We start from the raw sequence: 16,807 nt of genomic DNA, 5'->3' as shown, positions 1-16,807 counted from the left end.
CGTAGCGGTTCGCTGCGCCAGCACAGGGAATCGATGTTTATCCTGAAAATACCTTTTATCTAAAAATGACGTCTGAACTTACGCTTGCTGCATTAATAAAATAACTGGCTGTGGTAATAATGGCGCGATCGGTATTAATCATGCCAGGTGTGTTATAGGGCAGTGCTCAGCTTGGCGGCATTTTGCTTTTCTTCGGAATAGACCATCATCGTCGAGCCTGAAATCGCCAGCACAATACCGGCGATTGCCCAACTGCTCGGCATAGACTGGTAAATGATCAGGGAAATCACCGCGGTCAATACCGGCGCCAGCGCATTGGTGCAGGGGGCGATGATGGTGGCCTTACCGCGCGACAGCGCCATGACCAGGCAAAGTGCGCCAACGGCGTTCAATACCTGAATGCACGCGGTAGCCAGCGTGGCCATCAACGGATAACTGGCGCCCTTGTCCGCCAGCATCAGCCAGGCAACCGGCGCCAGCAGGATCCCGGTCAGCGTCATATAACCAAACAGCGAACTGTCGGCAACGCCCAGGTTGGAGGCGCGTTTCATAAAGAACGCCTGTACCCCCCATGCGGCGCAAATCACCACCGAATACAACAGCCACAGCAGGCCGCCGTCGCGATCGCCGTCACCGCGGCTGATACTGAACATGACGATCGACAACAGCGCCAGCAGTACCCCCAGGCCGCCCAACCGGTTTACCCGTTCCTTCAGCAGCGCCAGCGACATCAGCACCGTGATGGCAGGAGAGATGGAAATGATTGGGAATACCAGATAGGCGGGGGCGCCCATCGCCAATGTTTTGAACAGCAGCAGTTGCCCGCCGGCACCGGTAAAGCCGATCAGACAGCCATACAGAATCGCGGTGCCGGAGGTATCGAAGCGCTGACCGCGTAGCGCGAAATAGCAGGGAATTAGCATGGTTAATGACCAGATGATGTAGATCCACTGGTCGGGATAGCCATAGTGGGTGGTTGGCCAGGCGCTGAACGCCCCCCAGACTCCCCAGGTAATGACCACCAGAAAGGTATAAACGATCCAGGATGTGTTATTGACCATTGTATTCACCGAGTGACAGTTTGCCCAACGCCTGCCCAGAGAGCGGCGTACCGTTTAGTTTCGCGGCATAGATCGCCGCGCCGAGTGTGGGGTGATATTCAGGCAGACAGATATGATAATTGCCGTTCAATTTAGCGAGTTCATAGGCAAAGGCCTCCAGAATCACGTCGCCGCATTTGAATACGCCACCGGAATAGGACACGCGTACGCTTTCATCGGCGTGCCAACGCAGGGTTTCACGCAGCGTATCCACCATCAGTGCCAGCTCTTTGGCCGCCAGAAAGAATATGGCGCGGCTTTGCTTGTCGCCGGCGACCGCCGCCTCACAGGCGATCGGCGCCAGCGAGGCAATCTTGCCGCGGTCGCCTTTCCACTGGTTGAACACCAGATCGCAGATGTCCAGATCGTTGCGGCAGGGGTATTTTTCGCGCATCAGATCGTAGAACAGATCTTTCTGCAATCGTCCGTCGGCCATGCGCGAAAACAGGTTCAACGCCTGACAGCCGATCCAGTAGGCGCTGCCTTCGTCGCTGAACAGCTCGCCCCAGCCGCCGCAGCGCGCGCTACGCCCCTGGTATTCGCCATAGGCGATTGAGCCGGTGCCGGACACCACGTTGATGCCGTCGCGACAGCCCAGGCTGGCGGCCCAGCCGCAGATCATGTCGTTATCGCAGCGATAGCGTTCGCGGTTCAGCAGCGACTGCGCTATCGCATCCAGCCGCTCCACGTCGGCCGACACTTCGCCGTAGGCCGGCAGGCCAAGAAAGGTAAAGCTGATATCGGCGGGGGTGATGCCCGCACGATGACAGATTTCGCCAATGCCGTTGAGCACCACGCTGCGCGCGGCATCCATGCCGACGCTCAGGTAGTAGCTGGTTGCCGCTTCATGGCGGGCCAGCACATCGCCGGCGTCATTGATCAACACGAAGGCGGTTTTGGTGCCGCCACCATCAACTCCCAGGTAAATCACCGTTCACCTCCCGCATTCAGTCGCCCCTCAGCACCGCACAGGGTGATTTTTTCATGGATAACGCGTTTCATGGCATCCATCCCTTCACGCATGTAGTAACGGGGATCGCTGGCATCGGGGTGCGCCGCAAAGTAGCGTTTCACCGCGTCGGCGAAGGCAATTTTCAATTCGGTGCCGACGTTGACCTTGGCAATGCCCAGACCAATCGCCTGCTTGACGTCGTTGTCCGGCACGCCACTGCCGCCGTGCAGCACCAGCGGGATCGCCACCCGTGCGCCGATCTCCTGCAACCGGGCCAAGTCGATGTTCGGCCGCTGGGCATACATGCCGTGCGCGGTACCGATCGCCACCGCCAGACTGTCGATGCCGGTGCGCTCGACAAAACTGAGCGCCTGCGCCGGATCGGTCAAAAATGCCTGCGCTTCGTCAACGTCCTGATCGTCTTCGATCCCGCCCAGCCGTCCGAGCTCCGCTTCCACGCTGCAGTCCCGCTGGTGGCAATATGCCACTACCCGAGCGGCGAGTTGGATATTTTGTTCAAAAGGGAGATGGCTGCCGTCAATCATGGCGCTTCTCACCCCGACGTCGACCTTGCCAGCGATATCCTCAAAGGTCTCATGATGATCGAGGTGCAAAATCACCGGCAGTTGATAACGGGTTGCGTAGGTTGCGGCCAGCGCCAGCATTTCCTGACAGCCGATATGGCGGAAGGTGCCCGGCGTCCCGGCCAGGATCGCCGGCGATTGCCGTTCCCGGCAGGCTTCCAGTACCGCCTGAATGGTTTCTGCGTTGTGAATGTTGAACGCCGGGACCGCCCAGCCCTGTTTACGCGCCTGTGCCAATAAGTATTTGGTTGAGATAATCGCCATGGTGTTATTCACTCCTGAGGCTATGGTTGCGCGTGCCAAGGGTAGATAGTGACCCCTTGTACCACCCGGTTGACTCGCCCTTCCGGTGAAGGGTTGTCCGGCGTCATGCCGAAATGCACCGATTGCGCCAAGGCATAAAGCTGGGCGAATACCAGCAACCCCAATGCCAGTTGGCCATCGTTGAAGCCTTGCGCGTTGGGCAGGTAGATATGCTCACCCCGTTCGATCTCCGCCGACGGCCTGCCGGCCAGAGCCACAATCCGACAGGCCACGCCGTCGTTACGCAGCTCATTGAGCAGGTCTTCGTCATAACGGCGGGTGTAAGGGTCGTTGGACATCAGGACGATAACCTGCGTTTGCCGATTAATCAGGGACTTGGGGCCATGGCGGAAGCCCAGCGGTGACTCATAGAACGCCGCCGTCTGCCCGGCGGTCAGTTCCAGCAGTTTCAACGCGCTTTCGTGGGCGATGCCGCGCAGTGCACCGCTGCCCAACCAGATAACCCGTTGCGCATCGGCGGTCTGTAACGGCGATCGCGTCACATCACGCGTTGCTTCCAGCAAGGCGGCCACGCTTTGCGCCAGCGCCTGTACTGCGACCTGGTCGATGCCAGCAACGTTAAAGGCACACAGGCAGGCCAGAATCATGCTGCTCATGCTGCTGGTCATGGCGAAGCCGCGATCGCAGGTATTGGCAGGCAGTGCTAACGCCAATACCCGTGGCTGGTCATGATGACGGCGGTATAAATCGCCTTCGGCGTTGCAGGTGATCAGCAGGTGGTGGCTGTCGGCGTTGTGCTGATTGGCCAGCGCCACCGCAGCCAGGCTCTCGGGGCTGGCTCCCGAACGGGCAAACGACACCAGCAGCAGCGGCCTATCGGCGGGCAAAAAACCGGCCGGATCGCTGACAATGTCGGTAGTAGAGACCGACTGCACCGGCGCGTTGAGGGTGCGAGCCAGCATCGGCGCCAGCGTATCGCCGATAAATGCGGACGATCCCGCGCCGGTCAGTATCACCCGCAGGCCGGGGCGCGCCAGCAATGGAGCCAGAAAGCTCTCCAGCGCCTGGCGTTGCCGATCGATGGCGTCGACGGTGGCCAGCCACACCTCGGGTTGCTGACGAATTTCCCGCTCGGTCCAGCAGGCAGCGGTGGGTTGTCGATACATATATTTCTCCTGAATAGCCATCTCACTGGCAGGCTGCGGCGTAGGCGCGCAGAACATCGGTAATGCAATCCAGCGCCAGACTGCGGGCATCGCCCGGCAGTTGTCCGGCGCGCACGCGGTGATACTGCACCGGCAGGTATTGGCTCAGCAGCGGCAGCGGCAAGGGCTGGTGAGCAAGGTTGTCCAGCAGGCGTGCAACCGCCGCTTGTACCGTGCTATCGGGCCAGTAGTAACGCAGACGATCCGAATAGCTGAAATGCCGCGCGAAATACCGTTGCCATTCGTTGCCGTGATAATATTTTTCCCAGGCGTCCGGCCGCTGGCACATCACCCGCTCAAGCTGGGCGCGCAGATCGCTGCATTGCGCCGCCGGTAGCAGTTCGCGTTCCATGTTCTCCAACGCGTACAAGGCTTCGCGCAGCGCGAAGGTCAGCGCCGGGCCGACCTTGAGGATGGCGAAGTGCCCCTGTACCAGACTGCGGTAGGCCTGCGGCAACTGGTAATCGGTGGAGTGGGCTTCAAATACCAGGTGAGGTTGCTCAGCGACGTAGCGGCTCAGCGCCGCCGCTGGTTCGGGTTGGAAATCCACCACGCCATGGTGCGAAAACTCGACGCCCGGTTGCACCACCAACCCGATAACCCGTGGCCAGATATCCGCCAGCCCTTGGCGTGCAAAGGCTTGCCGGTGTGCCGCCAGCGTATGCTCCACCGCGGCAACCTGGGTGACGGCGAGCGTATCCAAGGCCTCTTGCGCACCGCCGGGCACCGGAACTTCGGTGCCGATCACATATACCACCTCGCTTTTGCCAAACAGCTTCAGGCTGGTTTGTTCGCAAACGTAAGCCAGCTGTGCCGCGCGCTCGGCAACCGTCCGATCGCTGAGCGGCTGCGGATCGTCGGCGCAGGACATGCTGCAATCGAGGTGAATTTTCTGAAAGCCGGCGGCAACGTAGTGCTCAACCAGCACCGCCGCCTGCGCCATCGCCTGACTGGCTGGCAGATGTTGCCAGCGGTTGGGGCCAAGATGATCGCCACCCAGCACCAGTTGGGCCGGATCGAGATCCAGTTTTTCCGCCAGCGATCGTAACTGCTGTTGAAACATCTGCGGTGTCATGCCGGTGTAGCCGCCATGCTGATCAACCTGATTCGAGGTGGCTTCAATCAGCAACGGCGTCTGCTGCTGGCGTGCATGCAGCATTGCTGCCTCCAGCACCCAGGGGTGGGCGGAACAGACCGAGGTAATCCCGATATGTTCGCCTTGTTTATGCCTTGCAATCAGCTCAGTTAAACGTGTCATATATCCTCATTTCTTTCGTTTTATTTCTTTTTGGCATTTAGCAAACTAAAATCGACGTTAATAAAAACGAAGGGAAAGATCAACACGATTAATGTCGCACCGAAAAGAAAGTGTAAGTATTGTGATCGCGGTTTTGTTTTTGATGAGACGCCAATAAAAAGAAAGCGAAATATTTATGCCGGTTATCACCCTGAAAGGAAAAGAAAACAAAGAAAAAGCATTGAGCAACATCGTCGTTCGGCGGCGAATATGGTAGGGTTCGTAAGGGAAGGGGGGCCGTACGGTTGGCATAGCATTGCGCGACGGCCGTTTTTACCCAGTGATTTATCTTCAACCACCCTGACGGTGTAATGGGTCATTTCAGACGATGAGCATGAGTGATAAAAAAAGCGTTCGTGGTACCAGTGAGCGACGGGAAAAAATAATTTCCTTGCTGAAACAGCAGGGAGCGGTGCAGGTGAGCGAGCTGGCGGCGCAGTTTAACGTGTCAACCGTCACCATCCGTGGCGATCTGGCGTTTCTGGAAAAGCGGGGGATTGCCACCCGGGCCTACGGTGGTGCGCTGATTTGCGAACCGCCGGTGATGGCCAGCGAACGCAGCATTGAGGCCAAGCAAACCGAACACCTGGCGGTAAAGCAGCGCATTGCCCGCAAGGCCGCTGAAATGGTGGTTACCGGTAGCAGCATCATTCTTGATTCCGGTACCACTACCTACGAAATTGCACAGCAGTTACGTGACAAAAAAGAAATTATCGTCATGACCAACGGTATGAACGTCGCCAATGCGCTGCTGGATGCCACGGAGGTCGAACTGCTGGTCACCGGTGGGCATCTGCGCCGCAGCTCCCAGTCGTTCTATGGTTCACAGGCCGAACTGTCACTGGACAATTACCATTTCGACATGCTTTTTCTGGGGGTTGACGGCCTCAGCCTGAGTCAGGGCGTTACCACCCATCAAGAGAATGAAGCGCGCCTCAATCGTCGGATGTGCGAGGTGTCCAAACGCATCATCGCGGTAGCCGATTCCAGCAAGTTCAATCGCGTCGGGCTGCATCGTATTATCGATACCGCGCGTATCGACGTACTGATCACCGACACCGCCATCCCCGACGAGATGCGCACAGGGCTGGAGGCCCTGGGCGTGGAACTGTTGCTGGTTGAACACGACTAACCGGCAGCGGGCGGGCCAAACCAGAACGCTTGGCCCAGACGGCAGAAGCTCGGGTTGCCGAACAGCAACGCGCATAGTGAGGTTCACACTGCCTGGCTGGTTGGTCAGGCAGATTGCCCCGGTACCGACGCTGGAGAAACAGAGATGAAAATCGAATTGAATGGCAAAAAGGCTATCGAGCGTGTGCCGATGACCGACATCCTGGTCAATAATCTGGGCACCGCACACCTGGACAACTTCTTTGGCCAGGCTGATGATGAATAAATACCATACAGGTGTAACGAGTTAACCCAGCGGCGATCATTGAGTTCAAAATCCGAGCTATCTTTTCAGTAGTCTAAGTAAATAGCAATTGATTGTTATTTTGGCTAAAGTATTCAAGAAACCCAAAGACACGTTAGAGATTTTTATGATGAAAATCAGAAACCTACTAGCCTACCAACACGGAATTTGGGCGGCGCACATATGGAAGCGTCTTAAAACCACGATTTCGAGATGGGATACATTATGTGTGTATAAAGCTCGCAAGTACGGACTGCCAGCTTGGCTGTGCCATGTACCTATGACTTGTTTAGTCACCCTATCTGTCATTAGCTGCTTAGTTGGTGTATTACTGATAGCCGTTATTATTTTGTTTGTTTGGGCATTTCTACTCATTCCTTCCATGATGGAATTGCTCAAACCGACTGTAAATGTCAAAGTTACTAATTGGGAAGAAAAGAGCCATAAATATAATTATGACTCTAATGGTTCTAACGGTTCGGATGGCTCAACTGGCTCTTGACTATTTACCTCCTGAAGCAATTTTTGAAACAGCTGTGTCACCAACAATCCCACCCGTTTGTTGAGACTTAGATGTTCCATCAGTCACCATGCGGGAAAGTTCACCAATTCGTACACCTGCCCATGAAAATGCTGCAAGCCATACAGCTGGTAGCACAATAAACATTGCTCCCATTACTAGATTCATGATCAGGTCATCAGAGCTGTTCTGAAAACCGGCCACGTTCCATCGGCTGTGCATATCCGAACCGTAAAGAGCTTCCAACAACCAACTGTCCAGCCAGCGCGCCAGTTCCCACCAGAACGTCAGGAAATTGAGAGCAAATACCACGAACGTCATTGTGATCACCGTTTTATACTCGTAGGCCGCAAAGGCCAGAATAAGCGGTACCATGATATACACCGCCATCAGCAGGACGGCTTGCACCATCGGCAGGGCCTGCCGCATGGCATCAAAGGCAGGGAATGCCGCCAGGCTTCCCAGCGCGGTTCCACCGGTTGATGCAACACGGTTAACCGAGTTGCCCATGGTGAAGTCAGCGTTGCCGCCATAGCCGGCATAGGCCCGTCCTCCCTGAGAGACTGTCAGGTTATCCGGACTAACCAGACGACGTACCACGGCTTCTTTGTAGTCCGCGTCTGCCTGTCCCATCATTTTAAGCGCTGCAGACATCCGCAGCATCACGCCCGGATCAACCTGCTTCACCACCCGGGCTTCCAGGCCGGTGTCAGCCGCCGACCACCACTCGCTGCAGGTCGGGTAACCACCTCGCCCAGTGTTAGCCCGGCCACTGTCCCGTGATTCATTCCATGGGAAGCTGGCGCGCGGCGTTTTCGACTGCAGGTTGTTGTAGTACCCGCCGTTCAGGAAGGTTTTCGCCCCCAGCCACTCGATATCACGCAGCGTCGCCTTGTCCGTCGTCTGCCCCTGGTCACGGTTCTGCCAGGTGTACAATGCCAGCGCATAGCAGTCATTGGTGAAGTCCTGCAGCTCCTTCGCCAGCGCCGGGTTGTTGACCCGGCTGTGCTGAACCTCAAAACGGACTTGTCGCAGATCCGGCCGACACGGAATGTTAGCTACAGCCACCGCGGTGAACCCCTTCGACAATTTATGCACGACCAGCCACCACACCGGCACCTTCGCCGTCTGACCGTTCATGCTCGACATGATATTCGCATACCCCGTCTCATCCGGTTTCTTCGGTGTCCAGGTGCCGCAGGTGCTCGCCCGGCTGCTGTCATACTTGATGGTGTCCAGGCTGACATTCATCAGCGGCAGACAGCAGGCAAGCATCACGAAAAATGCACCATAGAGCAGGTTCTCGATGCGCGGCAGGGACAGCATCCCCTTGTTGCCTTCATCTTCCCCCTCTTCCCGGACCTTCAACCAGATGCCGACAACCTTGAACAGCAGCGGCAGCACGAATAACCCCGTACTGACCAGCAGCTCCCACAGGCCGTTGTTCACGATCCAGCCGAGCAGCGTCAGGAAATACTCCAGATAACTGTTGGTCATCATAGCGTCAGCCCTCCGCCAAAGATGGAGTATTCACACGCCAGGGCAAACAGCGCGCACGCGATGACCATACGCTTGAGGGGCTGACGATGTTCCGGTTTAACCCCGGATGCATGCCAGATTTTCCAGAATGCCCAGGCAAGCGCAGCATAAAGCGCCAGACGCCAGAACAGCCAGCCGTAACGGGTGCTATGCACCCAGCTACGCAGCGCTGCGGTTTCACCGGGATGGTTAACGCCCCAGTGTGCGAGCCCCAGCGCCATGACCATCGCGACCACAAGCATGGCAAGCAGCTGCAGGAAACGTTTGACTCCCCGGCCAAACCTGCCGCCCCGACGGGGCCGCAGGTCTTTGTTCTCTGATTTCGTCATAGATGTCTCCACACTCACTGGTCTGTTTCCGGCACGGCCAGCTGATTAAACTTGGTATCCGGGCTGTCTGCAGACTGACGCTGCGGGTTGGTTTCGGCGCGGTTGTTCTCGCGATCGATAATGGTCAGCACCGCATTGCGGGAGATTTCACGTTTCATCTCCATCTCGTTTTTCAGCGCCGTGATTTCGCGATCGAGCGCTTCAATGCGGCGGTCGCCTTCCTGCATGGCCACCTTCTGTGCGGCCGCATTCGGTTCGGACATGCCGGTGGTGATCATGCGGCGCATCAGGAAGGCCGTCTCGATGGTATCGGCCATCGCCAGCTCGCTGGCGAGACGCCCGACCAGGGCCGCATTATCCGGGTCGCGCTGCAGCGCGCGCACCACACCGGCCGTCACCGCCAGGCTGCCGGTTTTCAGTTTGGCCAGGTTCGCGGTGGTTGGCTTTTCGGCGCCGTTCACCAACTTGGCCAACTGTTCATTATTAGCCTTGGTGGCCTCTTCGAGCATCGGGGCAAACCCGGTGCCGGCCACAGTGCTGCCCGGCTGCTCATCGCCTTCGCCACTGGTGCATTGCGACGCGTCCTTACAGGTGCGTAATGACGTGTCGCCCAGCACTTTCACCACTGCGGCCGCGGCTTCCTCGCTGCTGGCGTATTTGGCGCAGGCACCGCCGGTGCAACTGCTGCCGGACACGCCGGAGGTACTGGTGACAGGCAGCGCATTCATCATGTTGTAGCCGGCAGCCGCCAGGTCATGGGTCGGCTTGATGGCCGGCTGGCCAGAGCCGCCACGTTTCTGCCCGCCAATCCATGTCTGCCCGGACTGACCGGTCACCTTCTCCGTCGCATTCATCGAGCGGACGGCATCGCCGCCGCTGCTGTTGACCAGGCTCTTGGCCTCTTCCATTGCGGCGGCCTGCGACCAGGCGCCGGTATCGGCCATGTCCATCATGCGTTTGGAGAGGTTCTGGCAGTTGAGCTGCGCCTTGTCGAACGCGACGCCGCCTTGCAACACCCCGTTGGTCAGCATTTCATACAGCCCCGGATTCGCGCGCTGGATGGCCATCGCCGGCAGGCTGGCCACCGCACCGGTGGCACCCTGGATAACATCACCCATCAGGTTCTTGAACCCGTCGGTAACGCCGTTGAGCTGGTTGCCGATCGTCGTTTTCAGGTCGAAGTTGCCGCACATCAAATCCGAGCTCCAGCCCAGGTTCATGCCCAGCCGCTGCATGTTGCTGCGCGTCGCCGGCTGCGAAATCACCGAACCGCCGCCCAGGGAATAAAACAGCTTGTCGGACACCGCGCCGTTGGCGCTCTTCCCGTAACCGATATTGCTGTCATTGACCTGCGGCAGTGAGATGCCGAACAGCGTACCGTTGTCGTCATTGTCATCGGCATGCGCACTCATCGTGCCAACCAGCGCCAGGCTGCCGGCAATCAGCAGGGACAGCAGGCTGCGCCGTCCCCGGGAACATTTATTCATCGTGTTATTCATCATTCAGACCTCAGAAATCCGTGCTGTAGAGGAAACGCTGCCCGCGGCGCTGGCAGCAGCTGTAGGGTTGCCACAAGGCAAAGGCGGCGTTGGCATCCGCTGCCGGCGGATGGTCACCGTCCGGGAACACGGCGCAGGACTGGCTAAGCTGCGGCGCCAGGCGCTGCCATTTATGGTTGCTGGTTCCTGTATTTTCCTGAACGGCGCCCGGCGGCCAGTACCCTTCCGAACGCTGGCCCACCAGTGGCTGGTAGACGTGAGGCTGGCCAGAGCGGGTAATGATGTCAGCCACCCGCTGCGCCACGACAGCGCCGGCCTTGTCATCATCAACCTGGGTCACAAATCCCGACCGGGGGTAAACGTTTCCCCACATGTTGGCGCCGGCCTGGCTGCCAATCTCGCGTTGGCCAGGCACCAGGGCTTCGGGATACAGGGACTCGGGCATGCCGGTACGCCATGCCAGGCTGTCGAGCGTGCTGAGGAAATACGGCACAAACGGCATGGCGGCACTGCGACAGGAATACCCGGGGATGCTGCCACCAATGATGGACGTAGCCGGGTGGCCAATGGCGTCGGCGTATTTGAAATGCAGGTTGGTTTTGCGCTGTCCGGGGGTTTTCAGCTCGTTATTTCCGCCGCCGGCGGATACGCCGCTCAGCGCGCCGGTGATACTGCTCTCCAGGCCGCCGGAGGCCTGGCTGACCATCCACATCTCACGCCAGGGATTGCCGCCCTGGCTGTTGTAGGTCGAGACCACCGCTTCCGGGATAAAGTGGGTTACCTTGACCGAGGTCCGCACCGTACAGCCGTGCAAGCCGCAAAACATCCAATAACAAATGCCGGACACACGCCAGCTGATACAGGCCTGCGACACGGCACTGGCAACAATCTGCGCGCTGTTCAGCGCGGCGTTTGCTGCCGGCACGCTGGCCACAGACAGCATCATGGCCATACCCAAGGATTTGAGGTTCAGGCGGAACTGGCCGGGAAGCGAAGTATCGGGGAGTTGATGTTGCATATCACTGCCCTCCCTGTGCCTGTTGGCGCAGCGCCACAGCCTGAGCGACATCTGCAGTGCCGTACACCACGTCGGTGTCATCAAACACCACCGCCGGCACTTTTTTGACGCCCATCTCCCAGGCGTGCACCACTGCACGGTAAACCGTGGCCAGCTGCTGCTCGTTCGCCTGCCATTGCGGGGATTTCAGTACGGCCTGCGCCTGGCGCTCGGCCTCATCGGGGTTTGACGACAGCTCGCCGAACATTTGCTTCTGCAGCTGTTCCGGGCCGTCAAGATAAATCACAGATACCGAGGCATCGATGTTGCTCGGAGGGTGGTGGGAATCGGTATAGAGTACCGTGCCGGCAAGCACCGATGCCGGCATCAGCAGAGGGAACAACGTCAGCAACGTGCTGATTTTCATGGCGTGCACTCCTGCATGGATAGAATCCACACAGGGTGCTACGACATGGTCAGAAAGGCAGCAAAGAAGTCTTTATTCGATTACAAAAGTTTTTTGTTTTCAGTCCTGAAAATCATCGTTTTCGATGTAATAACGGACCGCTTCAAGAAGTTCTACACTCCCAGAGGCAGGGCTGTGCTCTAACTTATTGTCAATGACCGCCTTAAAGATCGGCGCTTCAAGGAAAGTGCCGTAGTTATCTTCAAAATCCATTTCTTCGTCTTCGTTTTCAGCAATATAATAACTACCGTTGACTATATCCTCTTCAGAGGAAAGGCTGAACGATGGCGACACATAAAGCCAACCAACATCAGGCAGGCCATCTTTCATTTGTAGTAACTCACTAAAACCATTAATAACAATCATTTAAACCTCCACTATTTTCTGCAGGATGTCCCGCCACCCCATTTATTACGGCCACCAGTTCCATCAGGATGATAAATTTTATGGTAACTTTTGTGATCGTTAAAATCTGCCAACTGCAGTGAGCCAGGGGAATCACCGTGGTGCCACGTCATCCCTTTAGGTGATGTTCCTCTGAATTTACCATTTCTCATCGGTTGAACGTGCTCCACAACACCCGGGTATTTGACTTGTAACTCTCGTTTAAAGTCAGGATCTACTTGCAAACGCTTATATACCGACTCATTTGCCCGACTAAAGTGCTCTTTATCCGTCATTGTATACTCTGAAGAGTCCAAAGTATGTTCATGGAACACATGGTATTTCCCTAAATCACGTTCACCCTCTCCACGGTATAGCCCTAACGGGTCAATCCATCCCAGTGGGTTCGGCGCATACTGATACAGGTTCAGCCCGCCGCGCAATCCTATCGGATCCTGCGTGGTAAAACGCCCTACCTCCGGCTCGTAGTAACGGAACAGATTATAATGCAGTCCGCTTTCGTCGTCCTGGTACTGGCCGGCATAACGCAGCGGCTGATCGACGAGTGTGCCTTTGCGCCGTTCGGCGCCGGCGACCGTTTGCCCCTGCAGTCTGCCGAAGGTGTCGTAGTTGCCGGACCAACGCAGGTTGCCCTCGGCGTCTGTCACCTCCAGCGGCGCGCTGTTGAGGTCGGTATGCAGCCAGTAGATATCCGCCTGCTGGCTGGCGCCCGCCTGCTCGAGGGCCGCCAGCGGCGTCCAGGCGTTGGCCGGGTCATAGCTCCAGGTGCGGCGCGTACCGTTGTCCCGCTGCGCCTGCAGCAGTCGGTATCCTTCCCATAAAAAGCGCGTCGTTTCCGGCGCTTTCCCCTTGTAGGTTACCGTTTTGCGCGTGCGGCGCCCCAGCGCGTCATAGTGATACTGCGCCTCAAAATCGCCCTGCGGGCCGCGGCCGTGCGCCTTTATCAGCCGGTTGTCGGCATCATAGACGTAATGCTGTTGGTAAACCCCGTTGCGCCGGCTGGTCAGGTTGCCCCAGCCGTCATAGCGGTAAAACATCCGCTGCCAGTATTCGAGACGGTTATCGACCACCGGCGCCGGCGGCAGCTCGGCGTCCGGGGCATGGCTGACGCGCTGCTCACCGGTCAGGTTATCCGCCAGGTCGTAGCGCAGCCGGTGGCCCGGCTTGCCCTGCTGCGCTTCGCGGTGCTGCAGCAGGCGTCCTTCCGCGTCGTAGCCGTAATGAATCTCGCCGCGCAGCGCGTCACTGACACCTTCCAGTTCCCCTCGCCCGGTATAGCGGAACGTGCGCCACAGCACGCCCTCCTCCGGTTTGCTGATGTGCCCGAATGCGCTGCTCTGCCCACTGCGCCGCCCCAGCACATCGTATTGGCGCTGCTGATGCAGCGCGCCCTGCGTACGACCGGTCTCCCGGTGCAGCCGGTCGCGGCTGAACTCGCTTACCAGCTGCTGGTTGAACTTGATGGCGCTGGCGTGGCCGGAGCCGTAACGGAGCCACTGCAGTTGGTCGCCCTGCGGCAGCGTCAGCGCCTGCAGGTTGGACAGGGCATCCCATTGGTACTGCAGCTCACCGTTAATACCCTGCTCGCTCAGCAGGTTGCCGGCCCTGTCGTAGCGCAGCTGCACGCTGTCCGGCTCGATACCCAATTCGCTGCCGGCGGCGGTCGGCGTACGCGTCAGGCAGTTCATACGCCCGGCCGCATCGTAATGATAATGCCACTCAGCGCTGTCGTTGGCGCGCCAGACAAGCTGGCCGGCGTCGTCATAACGGAACTGATGCAAGCGTTGTGCAGGCGGTGCCTGCGGGTCGAGCGGCCCGGTTTCCCGCAGCTCCGCCAACTGGCCATCAGGGCCGTAACGATAATAGCGGTCGGTGCGGTCCGGACGCCGTTCAGCCGTTAACCGGCCAACGGCATCGTGACCGAAGTGGTAGTCACCGCCGTTACCGTTCTCGATATTGGTCAGCCAGCCGCGGCAGTTGTAGTGATAACGGCGCGTGCGGCGGATGCGGTCAGTGACACTGACCGGCTGCCCCAGCAGGTTATACTGCCAGCGCGTCTCGCTGCCGAGCGGGTCCTGATGTTGGGTCAGTTGTCCATGCACATTCCAGGCAAACCGCTCTTCACTGCCGTCCGGATTAACCAGTCTGGCCAGCCGGCCGGCACGATCCCAACAGTAACGGGTCAGGTGACCTTCTGCGTCGGTGCGGTGCGTCAGCTGGCCCAGCGCGTCATAGGCGTAGGCGGTGACGCTACCGGAACAGTCGGTATAGCGCGTCAGCAGCCCCTGAGCATTCCAGGTCAGTTTCACCTCGCCGCCCAGCGCATCGATGATGCTCGCCGGCAGGCTCTCTTCCTCGTCGGGATAGTGGTAACGGGTAACATTGCCCAGCGCATCAATCTGCTGCGTCGGGCGTCCCTGGGTGTCCCAGTGCTGAAACGCCTGACTGCCGTCCGGGTAGGTGACCGAGAACAGGCGACCGCTGTTGCGGGAATACTGGTAAGTGGTGGTGCGGCCCAGTGGGTCGGTCTCGCTCAGCAGGCGGCCGTAACGGTCCCACTCGCTCTGACGCTGCGCCCCGCCCGGCAACACCACACCACACAGCTCGCCCCGCGTATAGATGAAGGCCGACTGCCGGTTATCAAAGTCGGTGAACTGCGCCACGTTGTCGTCATCGTCCAACTGCCACAGCGCCCGTTTGCCATCCTCGCGCACCGCCCATCGCGTGCCGTTGGCAAAATCATAATAGAGCGCCAGCTGCTCGCCGGCGCCGTTGCGGTAGGCCACTACACGCGGCAGGCCGTCAATTTCCTGCCAGCGGTACTCGTTCAGCAGGCCATTCTGGTCCTGATGGCTGACCATCAGCCCGTCCTGCCAGCCAAAGCGTCGGGTGACTTCGCCGGCGCGGTTGCGGACGGTAACCAGTTGCCCCTCGTCATCGTACCCGTAGTGCACCAGCGGCAGCTCGCCGTCCGGGGTAAACAGCAGCACGCTCTCTAGGCGGGAAAACCCGTTGGCGGTGATCAGGTAGCGGCATGCCAGCCGTTGGCCGGCGCTGTCGACCAGTTCGGTCAGTTGGCCATGGTCGTCGTGGAACAGGGAAACCGCGTTGCCGGCGAGGTCAGTCACCATCTGCAGCCGACTCGGCTCATCACTCAGCGCCGGGTAGTGCCAGGCCTGTTCGCTGACGTCGAACACCTGCCAACTGCCATCGCTGTTGTGCATCAGCCAGCACTTTTCCGCTTCGCAGTAGGTTTTATGACCTTTGGGCACCATCGGGAAGGAGACGTAGTCGCCGGACGGCGCACGCCACACCAAACCATCCTGATAGCGCTGCAGGCTGCTCTCCCAGAACAGGCTCCAGCCGCGCCCCAGCGCACTCTCCGCCGGGTTGCCGCTGCGCCAGTAGCGCTGCCACTCGACCGGCAGGCGCGACGGCAGCACAAAGTCCAGCTCGTCGTCGCCGGACAGGAACTTCTGGCCGCTGATGATATCGACCGGCCGGGCGATAATGCCGGCGGCGGCCGTGGCGGTCATTAGCGTGCCGAACCGGCAGGCAACTCGCCCCAGCTTATTGATGCCGGGCGCCTTGCTCAGCATTTTCCCGAGCGCCCCCAGTTTGCTGGCCGCACCGCCGACGCCGCCTACCAAACCGGCAAACAGCAGCGTCAGGTCGGAAATCTTATACAGCCAGTCCGGCACTTCCGGTTTTATCGGCAAGGTGGTGACGGTGCCGCCGCCGATGCGCACGTTGGGCGAGCCTTCCATCACCTGGGCGTCACAGTTGGTTTTATCCCCCACGCGCGCCGCCGGCTGGCCGTTGATAAACACCTTGTCCGAGCCCTGCGCCATCTGCATGCTGGGGCCGTCCTGGTCACAGGCGACCAGACTGACGGTGGCGATGGCCGCCGGCTTGCCATTGATGCGCACGTCCGGTGAGCCGGTCACTATCTTGCCGGCCGGCGTCAGGCTCCCTGCGCCGGCCTCCGCAATGCCGTCGCGTGCCTTGGTCGCCAGCTCCCCGGTGAGATAGCCCACCGCCAGGCTGGCGCCCACCAGTAATACGCCGACGCCCACGCAGGACGCCGCCAGGCCGGCAACGAACAGCGCACCCGCCGCCACCGCGCCGGCGGCGGCAATCAGACCGCCGACAATCGTGCCACCAATCATCCCGGCCAGTGCATGGGAGTGGCCAATCGCATCGCCAACGCGTGCCGCTTCGCTCATCACAACCTCC

General features: G+C 59.1%; 14 protein-coding genes. 2 read left to right on the top strand and 12 right to left on the bottom strand.

All coding sequences use genetic code 11. The features are described from left to right. Window positions 1–152 precede the first annotated feature (152 nt). The 5 genes from HF675_RS03875 to HF675_RS03855 are packed head-to-tail and all read right to left on the bottom strand — an operon-like array spanning window position 153 to window position 5,363. Window positions 153–1,061 carry a DMT family transporter gene (locus HF675_RS03875; RefSeq protein ID WP_187044084.1) on the bottom strand — a complete coding sequence of 303 codons (909 nt, stop codon included), beginning with the start codon at window positions 1,059–1,061 and terminating at the stop codon, window positions 153–155. After that, on the bottom strand, window positions 1,051–2,031 hold the full coding sequence (locus tag HF675_RS03870) for an N-acetylglucosamine kinase (protein WP_095099228.1): 981 nt from the start codon (window positions 2,029–2,031) through the stop codon (window positions 1,051–1,053). The genes HF675_RS03875 and HF675_RS03870 overlap by 11 nt, the downstream gene beginning before the upstream one ends. Further along, window positions 2,028–2,900 (bottom strand): tagatose bisphosphate family class II aldolase, encoded by an 873-nt coding sequence (locus HF675_RS03865; RefSeq protein WP_187044083.1) that lies wholly within the window; start codon window positions 2,898–2,900, stop codon window positions 2,028–2,030. The genes HF675_RS03870 and HF675_RS03865 overlap by 4 nt, the downstream gene beginning before the upstream one ends. A gap of 20 nt (window positions 2,901–2,920) precedes the next feature. Then, window positions 2,921–4,066: an SIS domain-containing protein gene (locus HF675_RS03860; protein WP_222618804.1), complete on the bottom strand. Its 1,146-nt coding sequence runs from the start codon at window positions 4,064–4,066 to the stop codon at window positions 2,921–2,923. A gap of 22 nt (window positions 4,067–4,088) precedes the next feature. After that, entirely contained in the window at window positions 4,089–5,363 is a 1,275-nt protein-coding gene (locus tag HF675_RS03855) for a D-tagatose-bisphosphate aldolase, class II, non-catalytic subunit (protein ID WP_187044082.1), read from the bottom strand. 367 nt (window positions 5,364–5,730) lie between these two features. On the opposite strand from HF675_RS03855, the gene HF675_RS03850 reads away from it, so the two are divergent. Together HF675_RS03850 and HF675_RS03845 are read left to right on the top strand one after the other, a co-directional pair. Continuing rightward, window positions 5,731–6,534 carry a DeoR family transcriptional regulator gene (locus tag HF675_RS03850; protein ID WP_187044081.1) on the top strand — a complete coding sequence of 268 codons (804 nt, stop codon included), beginning with the start codon at window positions 5,731–5,733 and terminating at the stop codon, window positions 6,532–6,534. 364 nt (window positions 6,535–6,898) lie between these two features. Next, window positions 6,899–7,318 (top strand): hypothetical protein, encoded by a 420-nt coding sequence (locus HF675_RS03845; protein ID WP_255427330.1) that lies wholly within the window; start codon window positions 6,899–6,901, stop codon window positions 7,316–7,318. Here the strand turns inward: HF675_RS03845 and HF675_RS03840 are convergent, their stop codons facing one another. From HF675_RS03840 to HF675_RS03810, 7 genes are all read right to left on the bottom strand, one after another. Further along, window positions 7,319–8,836 carry a conjugal transfer protein TraG N-terminal domain-containing protein gene (locus tag HF675_RS03840; RefSeq protein WP_187044080.1) on the bottom strand — a complete coding sequence of 506 codons (1,518 nt, stop codon included), beginning with the start codon at window positions 8,834–8,836 and terminating at the stop codon, window positions 7,319–7,321. It lies immediately after the preceding gene. Next, a complete protein-coding gene (locus HF675_RS03835; protein WP_187044079.1) occupies window positions 8,833–9,204 on the bottom strand; it encodes a hypothetical protein in 372 nt (123 codons plus the stop codon). Before HF675_RS03835 ends, HF675_RS03840 begins: the two co-directional genes overlap by 4 nt. A 14-nt stretch (window positions 9,205–9,218) precedes the next feature. Next, window positions 9,219–10,703 carry an integrating conjugative element protein gene (locus HF675_RS03830; protein WP_111738014.1) on the bottom strand — a complete coding sequence of 495 codons (1,485 nt, stop codon included), beginning with the start codon at window positions 10,701–10,703 and terminating at the stop codon, window positions 9,219–9,221. A 10-nt stretch (window positions 10,704–10,713) separates the two neighbouring features. Continuing rightward, entirely contained in the window at window positions 10,714–11,649 is a 936-nt protein-coding gene (locus tag HF675_RS03825; RefSeq protein ID WP_370569839.1) for a TIGR03756 family integrating conjugative element protein, read from the bottom strand. Between the two features lie 73 nt (window positions 11,650–11,722). Next, the gene (locus HF675_RS03820; RefSeq protein WP_111736451.1) at window positions 11,723–12,127 is read right to left on the bottom strand and encodes a TIGR03757 family integrating conjugative element protein; all 405 of its coding nucleotides are present in this window, start codon (window positions 12,125–12,127) and stop codon (window positions 11,723–11,725) included. Window positions 12,128–12,226: 99 nt separating this feature from the next. Continuing rightward, entirely contained in the window at window positions 12,227–12,532 is a 306-nt protein-coding gene (locus tag HF675_RS03815; protein WP_004958587.1) for a hypothetical protein, read from the bottom strand. 11 nt (window positions 12,533–12,543) lie between these two features. After that, window positions 12,544–16,797, bottom strand: a complete 4,254-nt coding sequence (locus HF675_RS03810) for an RHS repeat-associated core domain-containing protein (protein WP_187044077.1) — start codon at window positions 16,795–16,797, stop codon at window positions 12,544–12,546. Window positions 16,798–16,807: the final 10 nt, after the last annotated feature.

It is taken from the genome of Serratia sp. JUb9 (assembly GCF_014298095.1).
In the GTDB taxonomy this organism is placed as follows: Bacteria; Pseudomonadota; Gammaproteobacteria; order Enterobacterales; family Enterobacteriaceae; genus Serratia_B; species Serratia_B rhizosphaerae.
The sequence above is the reverse complement of the archived record's forward strand: the minus strand, read 5'-3'. Positions and strand labels throughout refer to the sequence as shown.